Source organism: Enterobacter cloacae complex sp. ECL414, from assembly GCF_021869685.1.
In the GTDB taxonomy this organism is placed as follows: domain Bacteria; phylum Pseudomonadota; class Gammaproteobacteria; order Enterobacterales; family Enterobacteriaceae; genus Enterobacter; species Enterobacter kobei.
Genome location: NZ_CP091481.1, coordinates 3082043 through 3097281 on the forward strand (window position 1 = coordinate 3082043; position 15239 = coordinate 3097281).

Annotated in this window: 13 protein-coding genes; all 13 read right to left on the reverse strand. The window is 56.1% G+C overall.

Going from position 1 to position 15239, the window contains the following annotated elements; all coding sequences use genetic code 11:
- Positions 1-34: 34 nt before the first annotated feature.
- Complete coding sequence (gene galF, locus L3068_RS14885; RefSeq protein ID WP_032636058.1) at positions 35-931, reverse strand: GalU regulator GalF; 897 nt, start codon at positions 929-931, stop codon at positions 35-37.
- Between the two features lie 176 nt (positions 932-1107).
- Positions 1108-2499, reverse strand: a complete 1392-nt coding sequence (gene wcaM, locus L3068_RS14890; protein WP_032636057.1) for a colanic acid biosynthesis protein WcaM — start codon at positions 2497-2499, stop codon at positions 1108-1110.
- 12 nt (positions 2500-2511) lie between these two features.
- Complete coding sequence (gene wcaL, locus L3068_RS14895) at positions 2512-3732, reverse strand: colanic acid biosynthesis glycosyltransferase WcaL (RefSeq protein ID WP_023330877.1); 1221 nt, start codon at positions 3730-3732, stop codon at positions 2512-2514.
- Entirely contained in the window at positions 3729-5009 is a 1281-nt protein-coding gene (gene wcaK / locus L3068_RS14900; RefSeq protein WP_023330878.1) for a colanic acid biosynthesis pyruvyl transferase WcaK, read from the reverse strand. The genes wcaL and wcaK overlap by 4 nt, the downstream gene beginning before the upstream one ends.
- A gap of 17 nt (positions 5010-5026) precedes the next feature.
- The gene (gene wzxC / locus L3068_RS14905) at positions 5027-6505 is read right to left on the reverse strand and encodes a colanic acid undecaprenyl disphosphate flippase WzxC (protein WP_063433718.1); all 1479 of its coding nucleotides are present in this window, start codon (positions 6503-6505) and stop codon (positions 5027-5029) included.
- 1 nt (position 6506) lies between these two features.
- Positions 6507-7901 (reverse strand): undecaprenyl-phosphate glucose phosphotransferase, encoded by a 1395-nt coding sequence (gene wcaJ / locus L3068_RS14910; RefSeq protein ID WP_096218702.1) that lies wholly within the window; start codon positions 7899-7901, stop codon positions 6507-6509.
- Between the two features lie 46 nt (positions 7902-7947).
- The gene (gene cpsG / locus L3068_RS14915; RefSeq protein WP_117581236.1) at positions 7948-9318 is read right to left on the reverse strand and encodes a colanic acid biosynthesis phosphomannomutase CpsG; all 1371 of its coding nucleotides are present in this window, start codon (positions 9316-9318) and stop codon (positions 7948-7950) included.
- A gap of 111 nt (positions 9319-9429) precedes the next feature.
- A complete protein-coding gene (gene cpsB / locus L3068_RS14920; RefSeq protein ID WP_014884498.1) occupies positions 9430-10866 on the reverse strand; it encodes a mannose-1-phosphate guanyltransferase in 1437 nt (478 codons plus the stop codon).
- Between the two features lie 3 nt (positions 10867-10869).
- Positions 10870-12093 (reverse strand): colanic acid biosynthesis fucosyltransferase WcaI, encoded by a 1224-nt coding sequence (gene wcaI / locus L3068_RS14925; RefSeq protein WP_014884499.1) that lies wholly within the window; start codon positions 12091-12093, stop codon positions 10870-10872.
- Positions 12090-12569, reverse strand: a complete 480-nt coding sequence (locus L3068_RS14930) for a GDP-mannose mannosyl hydrolase (protein ID WP_014884500.1) — start codon at positions 12567-12569, stop codon at positions 12090-12092. Before L3068_RS14930 ends, wcaI begins: the two co-directional genes overlap by 4 nt.
- 2 nt (positions 12570-12571) lie before the next feature.
- Complete coding sequence (gene fcl / locus L3068_RS14935; RefSeq protein WP_014884501.1) at positions 12572-13537, reverse strand: GDP-L-fucose synthase; 966 nt, start codon at positions 13535-13537, stop codon at positions 12572-12574.
- A gap of 2 nt (positions 13538-13539) precedes the next feature.
- The gene (gene gmd / locus L3068_RS14940; RefSeq protein ID WP_014884502.1) at positions 13540-14661 is read right to left on the reverse strand and encodes a GDP-mannose 4,6-dehydratase; all 1122 of its coding nucleotides are present in this window, start codon (positions 14659-14661) and stop codon (positions 13540-13542) included.
- Between the two features lie 24 nt (positions 14662-14685).
- Positions 14686-15234, reverse strand: a complete 549-nt coding sequence (gene wcaF / locus L3068_RS14945; RefSeq protein WP_023330881.1) for a colanic acid biosynthesis acetyltransferase WcaF — start codon at positions 15232-15234, stop codon at positions 14686-14688.
- Between the last annotated feature and the right edge of the window lie 5 nt (positions 15235-15239).

Below are 15239 nucleotides of genomic sequence, written 5' to 3' on the forward strand. Positions count from 1 at the left end.
AACTGCCGCTTATTCAAAAAGACAAAAAGGAATATCAGTCGTTAGCCAGCAGCTTCTCAATCCGGCTTCTGAACTTCGCCCCTTCCTTCAGGTTACGCAGCCCATAGTTCACAAACGCCTGCATATACCCCATTTTCTTACCGCAGTCATAGCTGTCACCCGTCATCAGCATGGCATCCACAGACTGCTTCTTCGCCAGCTCAGCAATCGCGTCAGTCAGCTGAATACGGTCCCAGGCGCCTGGCTCGGTTTTTTCCAGCTCCGCCCAGATATCGGCATTCAGAACATAACGACCCACCGCCATCAGGTCGGAGTCCAGCGTCTGCGGCTGATCCGGCTTTTCGATAAACTCAACGATGCGGCTCACCTGCCCTTCCGTCTCCAGCGCTTCTTTCGTCTGAATCACAGAGTATTCAGAGAGATCGCCCTTCATGCGTTTTGCCAGTACCTGGCTGCGACCGGTTTCGTTGAAACGCGCCACCATGGCCGCCAGGTTGTAGCGCAGCGGATCGGCAGACGCGGTATCAATGATGATGTCCGGAAGAACAACGATGAACGGGTTATCACCGACAACCGGACGGGCACACAGGATGGAGTGGCCCAGCCCCAGCGGCTGCGCCTGGCGCACGTTCATGATGGTCACGCCAGGTGGACAAATAGATTGCACTTCCGCCAGCAGCTGGCGTTTGACGCGCTGCTCAAGCAACGCTTCGAGTTCGTAAGAGGTGTCGAAGTGGTTTTCAACCGCATTCTTGGACGAGTGCGTAACCAGGACGATTTCTTTGATCCCTGCAGCAACAATCTCGTCGACGATGTATTGAATCATCGGTTTGTCGACGATCGGCAGCATTTCTTTAGGAATGGCTTTTGTGGCTGGCAGCATATGCATGCCCAGGCCTGCTACCGGAATGACTGCTTTCAAATTAATCATTATTTCTTCCACCTTAAAATGGTTGACGAATTATAGCTCTTAAACCTGTTTTCGCCAGCATGATTTGCCGTAATCCTGAGGTAATGTTACGCCTCAGCATCACAAATTTCTGTAGTTGTAATCTGATTCGATCGCGCTTTTGTGCCAGGAATAGTCTCAAAACAGACGATCGTCGATTATTTGCGCGGAAGTGCAAAGTTAAGCCTTTCCACATTCACCACCTGCTGGTCCACCCGGTCAATATCCACCGAGCTCTGCCCCTTCTCATTCACCGCTTTTATGTTCGCCAGTGACAGCAGGGTCTCATCTTTGGCCATAAATTTGCCCCGCACATCCTTACGTAAGTCAAAGTTTATCTTCAGCGCAGGACCGATAGCAGCCTCCTGCATCACATTGATATTACGTAAGAACAGATGCTGCGGCTTATTGTGCAGCTCAAGCGTCGCGCGCTTCATCTCGACGTTGGTGATCGCCACAAAGGAGGTGGCATTGCCGGATGATATTTGGATTCCGCGCAGCTTATACGCAAGCTGGCGATTATCCAGATGAATATTGTTTAGCTTGAAGTTCTGGGGAATGGACAAATAATCGCCTTTAATGACCCCATAGCCAATTAGCATTCCGGCACTATTGACCATATCGACATTATCAATAATGAAATTATCACAGCCATAAATAGCTACCGTGGCGTTATCTATTCCCGCTTTTTTACTGAAGTCGGGGGTAATATTTTCGGCCTTTATATTGCGGATAACAAAGTGTTTACCGTTTTCAACATGTACCAGCTGGCGACAGTTGCTGCCGGTGATGTTGGCCACCACGAAGTTCTTAACGGTCTGTTTTTCAGGATAGTCGTTGTCGTAGGTGCTCCCGGCGAGGCCAATACCGATACCCCAGTTGATCTTGCCGTTGGTGCAGTTGATGTTGTCGATGACGTGATCGGAGATCAGGATATTGCGGTCATTGATCGCCACATTCCACTCAATCGCATCGCCCTGCAGGTGGCTGAATTTGCTGTTGGTAATACGGGCCCCATCGATCTGGTTATGAAAACCCTGACGCAGGATAGCGTAGTTAGCCTGGCTCACGCTGATATTATCAATCAGCAAATTGCGCATCACTTTGGGTTTCTTACCGCCAATGTAGATCTGCGTTACCGGGCCAAATCCACTCATTGCCAGCCCTTTAATCACACAATCTGAGCCACGAACGTCGAGCGTAATGTTCTCCGTGCGCCCTGCCCCTTCGCCAATGACCTTGCAGCCTTCCTGCAGAACAAAGCGGCCGCGCCCGTTGCCGGTTAACGCCCCGCGGATCAGCAGCGTTTTACCGTCAGGAATGAAAATGCCCGTATTGATGTTCTCGCAGGTGAGTCCCGCCGGGACAACGACGATGTCACCTTCTTTAAACGCCTGCTTAAAGGCAGCGATCCAGTCGTTGTTATTGTACTGATTAACAGAGACCGTCTTTCCGCCTGCCGCCCGCGCGAGGCGGGACGACAGCAGCGGCGTGGCCGCCAGAACGGACAGAGAAGAGACAAAAGTGCGTCGGGTAATCTTTTTCAGCATACAACCTCGGCGTTACAGCGTTTGCAGCAGGCTCGCTAACTGGCGATTAATCACCTGCTGGTTAAAATCGGTTTCTACTTTTTGTCTGGCATTGTGAAGCACGGGCTCCAGCGCCTGCTGGTCGATGTCGCTGAAGGCCGCTAACCGGTCAGCAAGGGCCATCGCGTTATTCTCCGGCACCAGCCAGCCGGAATGGTCAGATTTAATCAGCTCCGGGATCCCGCTGTGCAGGGTCGATACCACCGGAATACCCACGGCCATCGCCTCCATCAGCGCCACCGGAATGCCTTCCATGTCACCATCGGCGCCCGTCACGGAGGGCAGCAGGAACACGTCCGCCTCATCGAGCATGGCCTTAACTTCATGGCTCGGCTTAAAGCCCGGCATCTCCACGACATCGTCCAGCTGATATTGTTCGATAAGCGTGCGCAGACGACGTTCCCACGGCCCAATGCCGAGAATGCGATAGTGGAACGCCACCCCGCGCGCTTTTAGCTGACGGCAGGCCTCAATGGCCACATGCAGACCTTTCTTTTCGGTCAGACGTGCCACAGAGATGATCTGTAGCGGTTTTCCCGGCACCTTCACCGGACGACGCGTAAAGCGCGTTAAATCGACGCCCATGCGCGAAACGGCAATCTTCTCACCCGGGCAGCCCATACTTTTCAGGCGTCCGGCCCACAGGTCGCTGATGGGCAGCATCATGTCACCGCGGCGGAAAAGCTGCTGATACTCTGGCGTATAGTGGTTCAACACTTCACGGCTTGAGATGTCGATTCCGTGGAAAATAGTCGCAATCTTGCCGTCTATTACCCCCAGTTCGCGCAGCTTCGCGGCAGTGACACCCGCCGGGCCGAAGTGGGCGATAAACACATCGGCACGATACGGCTGCGCCGTTTGCCCGCAGATGGCCGACAGGATCAGATTGCGAGATTCGGACCCATAGCGGGAAACATTCAGCGCCCGCCAGGTCTGCGGCCGATGGATCCCGCGTAAGGTCTGGCTGGCCCGGTGGCGCAGCTTGCTCAACTTCCCGGAAGGCTCATCCTGCAGCCAGCGGGTTTTCGCCTCCAGCCCATACTGGGTATAGGCCGCATGGGTGTTTTGGGTATCGCCCTTTTGCAGGGCGATAATCTCCACGTCATATCCCATATCGATAAACGCGGTAATTTGGTTCAGCACAAAGGTCTCGGACGACAGCGGAAATTTCAGTAAGAAGAAACCAACCTTCATTTCCCCTCCCGTACGCGGTCGAGTACCGATTTCACCATGCCAATGCCCTTCTCGCGTTCGGCTTTCACCGCCACGGCCAGCCGTTCGTTGATGGCGGGCAGTTGACCCAGCGTGTCCCCCACCATCGCACCAAGCGAACCATCCAGCAGGTGACGAATATCCACTGCCATTTCCGGCATGCCAAGCTGCTGCATAATCCCGGCGGATTTGTGTTCGTAGTTAATGGCGATGGCCGGCGTACCGAAGTTCATGGAGATAATGGCCGAATGCAGGCGGGTGCCGACGGTCAGGTCACAGGCGCCGAGCAGCTTGCCCATTTCAAGGTCGTTCAGCTCATCCATCACAACGTGATAACGGGACGGATCGTTAACCAGGTTGCGCAGATTCAGCGCCACCATGCGGTCATCTTTGTTGTAGCTGTCGATGCCGGTACAGGTGGAAAGCGCCAGTACCTGATAACCGCTGTCCAGCACGCGGTTCACCACGTCGGCAAAGGCTTTCTCATACGCCGCCTGGGTGGTGCCTAGCCGTTTATCAAAGGGAGCCAGTTCACGCAGCGTGATGGCGACCGTTTTTTGTTTTGCCGCCACGTCCAGCCAGTGCTGTACCGCGTAGCTTGCCTGGAAGCTGTCATCCTGATGATCCACCAGCCAAGCGGTGTCCACGCCGTGTTCTACTTTAGACGTGTCAATTTCGCTGCGCTTCATCATATCCAGACTCACCGACTCACGCAGGATCAGCGCGTCGCAGTGCCCAAAGACATAGTTCGCCAGCTGGTTAAACTGCGGATCCTGGAAAGGTCCGACGCTGTGGCCAATCATAAACAACGGCTTTTTGGCCATAAACGTGCAGAGCGCATGTTCAAACTGAGGTACGCCGTAGAGATCGACGAAGAACGAACCGCCAACCTGAATAATCGCGTCGTAGCCGGACAGCAGCCGCACGAAATCGGTAAAGCCCTGCGCAATCGCAATGTTGCGCAGCTTGCCGGTATCCGTCACGCGGGAAAGCAGCACCTGGTGCTGGTAGCGACGACGCAGGACTTTCTTCACTCGCCCCATCACGCCTGCGGCGTTGTTATGCTGTTTCATCTGGCTGTAGAGCGGGTCGCCCATTACCGGGCGGTTCAGTAACCAGGATGAGCTGACCGGATAACGGCTCATCACGTCCACTTCGGTCTCAGGCTTAAGGGTGTTAATTGCATCCAGTAAACCGCGCAGGATGGCGCTGTCGCCACGGTTGCCGCAGGTATGGTTGCCAAGAATTAATAATTTCATAATGGCCTCTTAAATAACTAGCCTGCGCGAAGCAGCGTTTTCATTTTTTCGTTACGGCAAAACTGGCGCTTCATTTCGACCACCAGCGCATTGCGTGACAGCACAATCATCACGCCAAATGCCAGCGCGCCGGCGGCCACCTGCACCGCCAGCAGTGCGGCCAGCGGCAGATGGCCGCGAAGGATAATGCCCAGACCGTAGCTCACAGCCAGGGTTGGCAGTGAGAGGTAAAAAGGCAGCCACAGACTCAAAATGTACTGACGGTAGCTGGAGCCCAGCACCGGCTTAATCATGATGAAGTAGCTCAGAACGGTATTGACTACCTGCACCAGCAGGAAGCCCAGCGTGACGCCGATGGCGCCCGCCATATGGCCACCGACGATAATTGCCGGAATAAACAGGAAGGTTTTGAACACGTTGAACTTGAAGCTGATATCCACCCGTGCCTTCGCCATCAGCAGCGAACCAATCGGATTCCCCACAGAGCGCAGCAGTCCCACCACGCAGAGCAATTGCAGGATCGGGATAATGCCGTTCCACTTCTCGCCAAACACCAGCGGTACGAAGTTGCTCGAGACCACCATCAACCCCAGCAGCACCGGGAAGTTGATGATCCCTACCACGGACAGCAGCTTGTAAAAATTAACGCGCAGCTTTTCGGTATCGTCCTGAATCTTGGCAAACGCCGGGAACAGGACGCGGGTGATAATCGGGTTCAGCTTCATCGGCGGTACAACCGCAACGTTATAGGCCAGGTTGTAGCCCCCCGCGACGCTCGCCCCAAGAATACGTGCCAGCACCAGCGTTGAGAGGTTGGTATTCACGTAGTTAATGATGCTGTCCGCCGTCAGCCACGCGCCAAAGCGCAGGTTAGACGAGACGGACGTGAGAGAGAAATGCAGCCCCGGGCGATAAATTTTGCGGCCAAAATAGCCAAACAGCAGCGTACGCACGGTGGAGTTGACCAGGTAACCGAGGATGGCCGTCATCGCCAGCGGCCAGAAATGGGCGCTGACCACGGTGAAGGTAAAGCCCGCCAGCACGGCGCTGGTTTCGATCATGCCGATTTTGTTGAACTCCAGCTCTTTCTGCATCAGCGCGCGGAACTGCTGCCCGTGTGGGATCACCACGAAGGCAAAGGACAATGTGCGCATCAGCGGGGCGAGATCCGGGTTGTGCAGCACGCTGGCGATAGTACCGCTCAGCAGAAAGACCAGCACAAACACGAAAATTCCCAGCCCCACATTCAGCCAGTAGAGCGTGGTCAGCTCCAGATGGCTGATCTCTTTACGCTGGATAATCGAGTTGGCGATACCAAAGTCCGACAGCGTGTCGGCCAGCGCAATAATCACCAGCGAGACGGTCAGCAGGCCGAACTGGTGATTATCAATAATGCGCGCCAGCACCGTCATCTGCACCAGGCCGAGGCCAATGATGACGATGGTCGCCATCGCTGACCACTTGGCGCCGCTGATGGTTTTTTCACGTAAGCTCATCTTAGTACGCCGCTTTGTTCACGAAGCCTTTGAAAATGGTCAGAAAAACAATCTTGATATCGAACCAGAGACTCCACTCGCGGATGTACTCCAGATCGAACTCGATGCGTTTTTCCATTTTTTCCAGCGTGTCGGTTTCACCGCGCCAGCCGTTGATCTGCGCCCAGCCGGTGATGCCCGGCTTCACCTTATGGCGCAGCATGTAGCCTTCAATCAGCGAGCGGTACTGCTCGTTGTGCGCCACGGCGTGCGGACGGGGGCCAACAATCGACATGCCGCCGGTAAAGACGTTGATAAACTGCGGCAGCTCGTCCAGCGAGGTGCGTCGCAGGAAGTTCCCCACGCGGGTGACGCGCGGATCGTTCTGCGTCGCCTGGGTCACCACCTTGTCGTTCTCCATCACCTTCATAGAGCGGAATTTCCAGACCATGATCGGCTTGCCGTCCATGCCGTAGCGGGTCTGACGGAAAATGACCGGGCCGGGGGAGCTAAGCTTCACCGCCAGAGCGATGCAGCACAGTACCGGGGAGATGAGGAGTAAAATCAGCGAAGAGAGCACGATATCCTCCACGCGCTTGAGCACGCGGTTAATGCCCGACAACGGCGTATCGTACAGCGGTACCACCGGCACGCCGTTCACCTCTTCAATACGGGAATGCAGAATGTTGAAGGTAAACACATCCGGGATGAGGATCACCGAGCAGGTGGTATCCGCCAGCTCGCGCATCAGCTGCTTAATGCGGGATTCGTCTTTCATCTGCATGGCGATATAAACGTTGTGAATTTTTCCGGCTTTCGCGTCTTCAATCAGCTGGGCGTAATTCCCCGCCCAGTCCGACGGCACGCCGCCCGGTTTCGCGTCGTGATAAATGCCCACCACTTCAAACCCTAACCACGGCTCTTTGCGGAAGCTGTCGAGCAGAACCTTACCAACCGGCAGATCGCCCGCTACGGCAACGAAGCGACGGTTATAGCCGCGGTTACGCAGCCAGCCCGCGCCAAAGCGGATCAGGGAGCGGCACACCACCATGCCGACGCTGGTCAGCAGATACCAGCTGAGATAGGTCACGAGGCGATTATCGAAATCATGGCTGAACGCCACCAGGCCCGCGCTGAAGATCAGACTCAGGGTCCAGTTCTGCAGCAACAGCATCAGTTCGGTAGTCATTTTCACGCCGCGCCACGAGCGGTAGAAATCGGTCATCCCGCCGATCATCTGAAACACGACCAACGCAATCAGCGCCATCAGCAGATGCATATATAAAAACGGCAGCCCGCCGATCCGACACACCGCCCACAGTCCGCCGACCATGATGGTGATATCAGAAAAACGCTGCACCATAGAGATTAACGATGCATTCGTTCTCGCTCGTTCGCGTTTTTTTAGATTCGTCATCGTTGTTCCTGTATTCGGTTTCCCCTCCCGCCGGGAGGGGCAATTGTTACTGATTCAACAGCGCCAGAATGTCCTTCGTTCGGGCTTCCATCAGCGCCGTATCCGCGCGGGATTCCACGTTCAGGCGCACCACCGGCTCGGTATTGGAGGAGCGCAGGTTAAAGCGCCACTGTGGAAACGCCATGCTGATGCCGTCGGTGCGGTCAACTTCCAGCGCGTGAATGGCAAAGTGTTGCTCCACGCGGGCAATCGCCTCGGCGGGCTGCGCCAGCTTGCTGTTGATCTCCCCGCTCGCCGGGAACGCCGCCATGCGGTCGCGCACCAGCTCACCCAGCGTTTTCCCTTTCAGACACAGGAGTTCAGTCACCAGCAGCCACGGGATCATCCCGCTGTCGCAGTAGGCAAAATCACGGAAGTAGTGGTGGGCGCTCATCTCGCCGCCGTAGATAGCGTCTTCTTCACGCATGCGCTCTTTGATAAAGGCGTGACCGGTTTTGGACATCACCGGCGTGCCGCCTGCCGCTGACACCACATCGACGGTGTTCCAGGAAAGACGCGGGTCATGAATGATTTTCGCACCCGGGTTTTTCTCAAGGAACGCTTCCGCCAGCAGGCCGACAATGTAGTAGCCCTCGATGAACTGCCCTTTCTCGTCGAACAGGAAGCAGCGGTCGAAATCGCCGTCAAAGGCAATGCCCATATCCGCGCCGTGCTCAATCACCGCGTTACGGGTGTCGTCGCGGCACTCCGGCAGCAGTGGGTTAGGAATACCGTTCGGGAAGTTGCCGTCCGGGGTGTTGTGCACTTTGACGAAGGTCACCGGCACGTTCAGCGCTTTAAAGCGGGCTTCCAGGGTATCCACCACCGGGCCGGCCGCGCCGTTACCGGAGTTGATGACCAGCTTCAGCGGCTTGAGGTTCGCCACGTTGATGTAGCCCAGCAGGTGATCGATATACTCTTTTTGCAGGTTGATTTGCTTATAGCTGCCGCGTTTCGCGTCGTTCACTGGCGGGAAATCGTTGGCTTCCGCCAGACGCTGCACGTCGCGCAGGCCGGTGTCGCCGCTGATAGGACGCGCACCTTTGCGCACCAGCTTCATGCCGTTGTAGTCCATCGGGTTGTGGCTGGCGGTCACTTCAATACCACCGTCCACGCCCAGGTGGAAGGTGGCAAAGTAAATCTCTTCGGTCCCGGAAAGTCCGATATCCAGCACGTCCACGCCCGCGTCCTGCAACCCTTTCGCCAGCGCCAGCTTCAGGGATTCACTGGTCAGACGCACGTCGCCGCCCAGCACGATGGTCTGCGGCTTCAGGTATTCGCCATAGGCGCGGCCAATGCGCCACGCGATATCTTCATTCAGCTCTTCGCCCAGCTTGCCGCGAATATCGTAGGCTTTAAAACAGGTTAATTTTTCCATGATGACCCCTTTTTCAGGCAACAGTCGGCCCTGACCACTAAATGGCCAAATTGATTTTTTTGTCATTCGTAGGCCCGGCAAGCGCAGCGCCACCGGGCATATTGCAGAGTGCTACACCCGGCCGTAGCGATCCTGGAAGCGCACGATATCGTCCTCTTCCAGATACGAGCCGGAGCGTACCTCAATTAAATCGAGAGGAATTTTCCCCGGGTTCTCCAGACAGTGCGTGGCCCCCAGCGGAATATAGATGGACTCGTTTTCACCCAGCAGTTTGACTTCGCCGTCGATGGTGACTTTAGCCGTGCCCGCCACCACGACCCAGTGCTCGGCGCGGTGATGGTGCATCTGCACAGACAGCCCTTCGCCCGGCTTCACGGTAATGCGTTTCACCTGATAACGCTCACCTGCATCGATGGAGTCATATTTGCCCCACGGACGGTACACTTCGCGGTGAATGTGGTGTTCGTGTCGGCCATCGGCCTTGATTTGCTCGACCACTTTTTTAACGTCCTGCACGGCGTTACGGTCGGCAATCAGCACGGCATCTTTGGTCTGGACAACCACCAGATCTTTCACCCCGACCGTGGTCACCAGGCCGGACTCGGCGTAGACATAGCTGTTTTCCGTTTTGTGGCTAATGACATCGCCGTGATGGACGTTACCCTCCGGGGTATGGGCGCTGATCTCCCACAGTGAGGACCAGGAGCCCACATCACTCCAGCCCGCATCCATCGGAACCACAACGGCGTCGGCCGTGCGTTCCATCACCGCATAGTCAATGGACTCTTCCGGGCAGGCGAGGAACGCCTCCTCATCCACGCGGATGAAGTCGAGATCCGGGTCCACCACTGCCATCGCCTTCTCACAGGCATTCAGAATATCCGGACGGTATTTGCGCAGCTCTTCCAGATAGCGCCCGGCACGGAACAGGAACATCCCACTGTTCCAGTAGTACTCACCGCTGGCGACGTAGGCCTGAGCGGTTTCCAGATTCGGTTTTTCGACAAACTGCGCCACATCAAACGCCACGCTGTCGCCTTCGCCTGGCGTCACATTACCGCGGCGAATATAGCCATAGCCGGTTTCTGGCAGATCCGGCACGATGCCGAAGGTCACCAGTTTGCCGCTTTCGGCGTAAGGGATCGCTGCACGCACCGCCTCGCGGAACGCCTCTTCCTGCTGGATAACGTGGTCTGCCGCCAGCACCAGCATCAGCGGGTCACAGTCAGGACTGCTGCGTTTTGCCGCCAGCGCCGCGAGGGCGATAGCAGGCGCGGTATTACGTCCGGCAGGCTCCAGAATGATGTTTTCTGTGAGTTTATTCAGCTGGCGCAGCTGCTCGGCAACAATAAAGCGGTGCTGTTCGTTACAAATCACCACCGGGCTTTCACACTCCACACCGTGCAGACGGTTTACCGTCGTCTGCAGCATGGTGAGGTCACCCTTCAGGCACAGAAATTGTTTTGGATAAAGCACGCGGGACAGTGGCCACAACCGGCTCCCGGATCCACCCGCCATTACGACCGGATACAAAGTGGTTTGACTCATGATTTATCCCCGTATATCTGCAATAAATTGACTCAGCACGTTCTCTTTCTCGAGCGTGCGTTCGGCATATTCACGTGCCACCGTGTTCACTTTCGGCATGGCAAGTGCCTGTTCAATGCCGGTGACCAGTGCCGGGACCGATTCCGGTTCGACGCACACGGCAATCCCCGGATAGCTGTCACACAGCTGGCCTAATTCAGTTTCGGCTTCTGCCGTGATCACCGCGTTGCCGCCCACCGCCAGAATATTTGTCAGCTTGGAAGGCAACACCGCATCCGCCGCGCCACGTTTTTGTACCACCAGATGGCAGTCGCCCATCTTCAGCAGCGCAGGTAACGCCTCGTAAGACTGAAGCGGGAAGAATTTCACGTTGCTCAGGCCGCGTTCGCTGACCATCTTTTCCAGCCGCGCTTTCCCGCCGCCCTGCCCGACAATCACAAACATCCACGGATGCTCGTTAAGCTGCTGAGCCGCTTCAATCACGCTTTCCAGCCCTTGCTTTTCGCCGATGTTGCCTGAGTAAAGAATGATTTTTTGGTCTTCAGGCAAACCGAGTTGGGCGCGTAGCGTCTGAGCGTCCTGCTCCGTCACGTCGCGAAAACGCGCCACTTCGGACCAGTTCGGGAAGAAGATCACCTTCCGGGCAGGTACGCCCTTCTCCTGCGCCTTGTTCATCATCGAGCGTGAGATGGTCGAAACGTAATCCACGTTATGCAGACCGCTACGCTCAAAGGCGCTGGCGAGCTTCGCCACTTTTCCACCCTTGCCTTTGCCTGCCATCCCCAGGCCCAGCATGGCGTCCACTTCATAATCCTGTATGTGCAGCAGGGTGCGTGCGCCGGAGAGTTTGCCCAGCAGGCGCATACCCGGCGTGCAAAACAGCGTCGGCACCACACCAATGATGCGATCCGGCTTCCAGCGACGCTGCGCCATCAGCGGGAAAAAACTGCTCAGGGCAAAGCTGCCGAGATGCAGTAGCCGTTTCAGCGTCGAGGGCTGCTTAGGTACATAAAGCGGGCAGCGCCAGACGGTTGCCGCCCCCTCTTCACGACGGTAGCGCCAGCTTGAGTAGCGCTCACCGACTTTCCATTCCGGGTAGTACGGCGGCGCGGTAATGACCCGCACGTCATGTCCCTGGCTCGCCATCCACTCGACCATCTCGCCGGTATATTTTCCGATACCGGTTAATTCCGGCGAGTAGTTAATTCCGTATACGAGGATTTTCATATGCCTGGCACCTCGGCCTGACGATCCGCCAGGAAATACGCCCGACTGTTGTCATGGACGTTCTCGCTTGCCAGAAGCGGCTCCGGTGCCAGCCAGCGGTAGTCGTCATGCTGAGCATCAGGCAGACGCAGGTCTGCCTGAGTCACCTTCAGGCGGAACCCCAGCACGATGTAGTGCGTGGTGAACCCGGTGCCTGAAAAGTTATCGTCATAGAAGTGCTGCCAGACCCCGTAAAACTGGCCCGCCGCCATCGGCAGCTGGAGGCCCAGTTCCGCCAGAGTGAGACGCTCAAACGCATCATGAAGCGTCTCATCCTTCTGCACGCGCCCGCCGGGCACGAACCAGAAGCCCTGTGCAGGACGGTTGGTTCGTTTCCCCAGCAAGAACTCGCCGCGTTCGTTCTCCACGATCAAATCAATCGAGATGAGCGGAGTGGAACGCACCACCGTGGCAAAATCTTCCTGACTTAAAAACATCGTTACCCCCGGAAGCGGTGCTGGTTTTCCAGGAACCACTGATAGGTGCTGGCCAGCCCCTGCTCCAGTGATACCTCGTGATACCAGCCCAGCTGATGCAGACGGGTCACGTCCAGCAGTTTGCGCGGCGTGCCGTCCGGTTTCGTCGCGTCAAACACCACGCGGCCTTTGTAGCCCACCACCTGCGCGATGGTTTGCGCCAGCTCGCGAATGGTGCAGTCCACGCCGGTTCCCACGTTGATGTGCGACAGCATCGGCTCGGTGTTCTCCTGCCACACTTCGCGATCCAGCTCCATCACGTGAATGCTGGCGGCAGCCATGTCGTCCACGTGCAGGAATTCGCGCATCGGCGTGCCGCTGCCCCACACCACCACATCCGGTGCGTTCTCGGCGGTCGCCTCGTGGAAGCGACGCAGCAGCGCCGGGATCACGTGCGAGTTGCTCGGGTGGAAGTTGTCGTGCGGTCCGTACAGGTTGGTCGGCATCACCGAGCGATAGTCGCGGTTGTACTGACGGTTGTAAGATTCGCAGAGCTTAATCCCGGCAATCTTGGCAATCGCGTAAGGCTCGTTGGTTGCCTCCAGCGTGCCCTGCAGCAGTTCGCTTTCCGCGATCGGCTGTTTTGCCATTTTCGGGTAGATGCAGGATGAACCGAGGAACAGCAGCTTATTCACGTTGTGCAGGTGCGCCGCGTGAATGATGTTGCTCTCAATCATCATGTTCTCGTAGATGAAATCCGCCGGGTAAGTGTTGTTGGCGACAATGCCGCCCACTTTCGCCGCCGCCAGATACACCTGGTCAATGTGTTCGTTAGCAAAGAAGTCCTGCACCGCACGGCTATCGAGCAGGTTCAGCTCGTCGCGCGTGCGGACAACCACTTCTACGTCACCGCGCTGTTCCAGCTGGCGAACAATCGCGGAACCCACCATTCCGCGATGACCGGCGACAAAAATACGTTGTTTTGTCATTCTCAGGACTCCAGCGCGATGGCAACCTCGTAGCCATGAGACTTGAGCAGGGAGTGTTTTTTCGCTGCTTCAAGATCTTTGGCGACCATCTCGGAAACCATCTCCTGCAGAGTGATTTCTGGTTTCCAGCCCAGTTTCTCGTGCGCTTTGGTTGGGTCACCCAGCAGGGTTTCCACTTCAGCAGGACGGAAGTAACGTGGGTCAACCTGAACAATGACGTCGCCTGGTTTCACGCCTGGCGCGTCATGGCCGGTTACGGAAACAACGATACCTTTCTCTTCTACGCCGGTACCTTCGAAACGCAGCTTGATGCCCAACTGTGCAGCGGCCATCTCAACGAACTGACGCACGGAGTATTGAACGCCGGTCGCGATCACGAAGTCTTCTGGCTGTTCCTGCTGCAGCATCATCCACTGCATTTTCACGTAGTCTTTCGCATGGCCCCAGTCACGCAGGGAGTCCATGTTGCCGAGGTGCAGGCACGATTCCAGACCCTGGGCGATGTTCGCGATAGCGCGGGTGATTTTACGGGTAACGAACGTTTCACCGCGACGTGGGGATTCGTGGTTGAACAGAATGCCGTTACAGGCATACATGCCGTAGGATTCACGGTAGTTCACGGTGATCCAGTAGGCGTACAGTTTTGCGACCGCATACGGAGAACGTGGGTAGAACGGCGTGGTCTCTTTCTGTGGGATTTCTTGCACCAGACCGTACAGCTCAGAGGTAGAGGCCTGATAGAAACGGGTTTTCTTCTCCAGACCCAGGAAGCGAATCGCTTCCAGCAGACGCAGAGTACCCATGGCGTCAACGTCAGCGGTGTATTCCGGGGATTCGAAGGAGACCGCCACGTGGCTCATCGCGCCCAGGTTGTACACTTCATCCGGCTGCACTTCCTGCAGGATACGGGTCAGGTTGGAGGTATCGGTCAGGTCGCCGTAGTGCAGGTGGAATTTCGGGTTTGCCGCGTGAGGATCCTGATAAATATGATCGACACGTTCGGTGTTGAACGAAGAGGCACGACGTTTAATACCGTGTACTTCATACCCTTTTTCCAGCAGGAACTCTGCCAGATAAGAACCATCCTGCCCGGTAACGCCGGTGATGAGAGCGACTTTAGACATGTTTATATTCCTCTACTTATGAATTTAATCAGTTTCAACGCGTTCGCGTATCACCACTGCGGGGTTGCCACGGCAAACTTTATTTGCCGGTAGCGATTTAAAAACGCTGCTGCGGGCACCCACTACCGTGCCATCGCCAACAGAAACACCTGGTGCAACAAAAACATCCGTTGCCAGCCAGCATTTTTCACCAATCACAATAGGCGAAGCGGTAATATCAAAATGCTGACTCATAAAATCGTGGCTGCCGGTGCACAAATAACACTTCTGTGACACCACCGAATTTGCGCCAATCGTAATTTCGCCAAGGGTATATAACACCGCGTCATCCCCTACCCAGGCGTAATCCCCAAGCGTTAATTTCCAGGGGTAGGTAATTTTTACCGAAGGTCGAATGACTACGTTTTTTCCGATTTTTGCGCCAAACAGACGCAATAAGAATGCTCGCCAGCGGTACAATATTTGTGGTGACCAGGCAAATAACGTTGCCTGAACGGCCCACCACAGCTGCACTTTAATACCGTTGCCGCCCCGAAAGCCTTTCGGCACGGAAAAACCCTTCAAATCCTGCATTGCGT

What these genes read in the sequence shown, in the direction of transcription:
- galF (WP_032636058.1), bottom strand. Translation starts at nt 931, where the DNA reads ATGATTAATTTGAAAGCAGTCATTCCGGTAGCAGGCCTGGGCATGCAT.
- wcaM (WP_032636057.1), bottom strand. Translation starts at nt 2,499, where the DNA reads ATGCTGAAAAAGATTACCCGACGCACTTTTGTCTCTTCTCTGTCCGTT.
- wcaL (WP_023330877.1), bottom strand. Translation starts at nt 3,732, where the DNA reads ATGAAGGTTGGTTTCTTCTTACTGAAATTTCCGCTGTCGTCCGAGACC.
- wcaK (WP_023330878.1), bottom strand. Translation starts at nt 5,009, where the DNA reads ATGAAATTATTAATTCTTGGCAACCATACCTGCGGCAACCGTGGCGAC.
- wzxC (WP_063433718.1), bottom strand. Translation starts at nt 6,505, where the DNA reads ATGAGCTTACGTGAAAAAACCATCAGCGGCGCCAAGTGGTCAGCGATG.
- wcaJ (WP_096218702.1), bottom strand. Translation starts at nt 7,901, where the DNA reads ATGACGAATCTAAAAAAACGCGAACGAGCGAGAACGAATGCATCGTTA.
- cpsG (WP_117581236.1), bottom strand. Translation starts at nt 9,318, where the DNA reads ATGGAAAAATTAACCTGTTTTAAAGCCTACGATATTCGCGGCAAGCTG.
- cpsB (WP_014884498.1), bottom strand. Translation starts at nt 10,866, where the DNA reads ATGAGTCAAACCACTTTGTATCCGGTCGTAATGGCGGGTGGATCCGGG.
- wcaI (WP_014884499.1), bottom strand. Translation starts at nt 12,093, where the DNA reads ATGAAAATCCTCGTATACGGAATTAACTACTCGCCGGAATTAACCGGT.
- L3068_RS14930 (WP_014884500.1), bottom strand. Translation starts at nt 12,569, where the DNA reads ATGTTTTTAAGTCAGGAAGATTTTGCCACGGTGGTGCGTTCCACTCCG.
- fcl (WP_014884501.1), bottom strand. Translation starts at nt 13,537, where the DNA reads ATGACAAAACAACGTATTTTTGTCGCCGGTCATCGCGGAATGGTGGGT.
- gmd (WP_014884502.1), bottom strand. Translation starts at nt 14,661, where the DNA reads ATGTCTAAAGTCGCTCTCATCACCGGCGTTACCGGGCAGGATGGTTCT.
- wcaF (WP_023330881.1), bottom strand. Translation starts at nt 15,234, where the DNA reads ATGCAGGATTTGAAGGGTTTTTCCGTGCCGAAAGGCTTTCGGGGCGGC.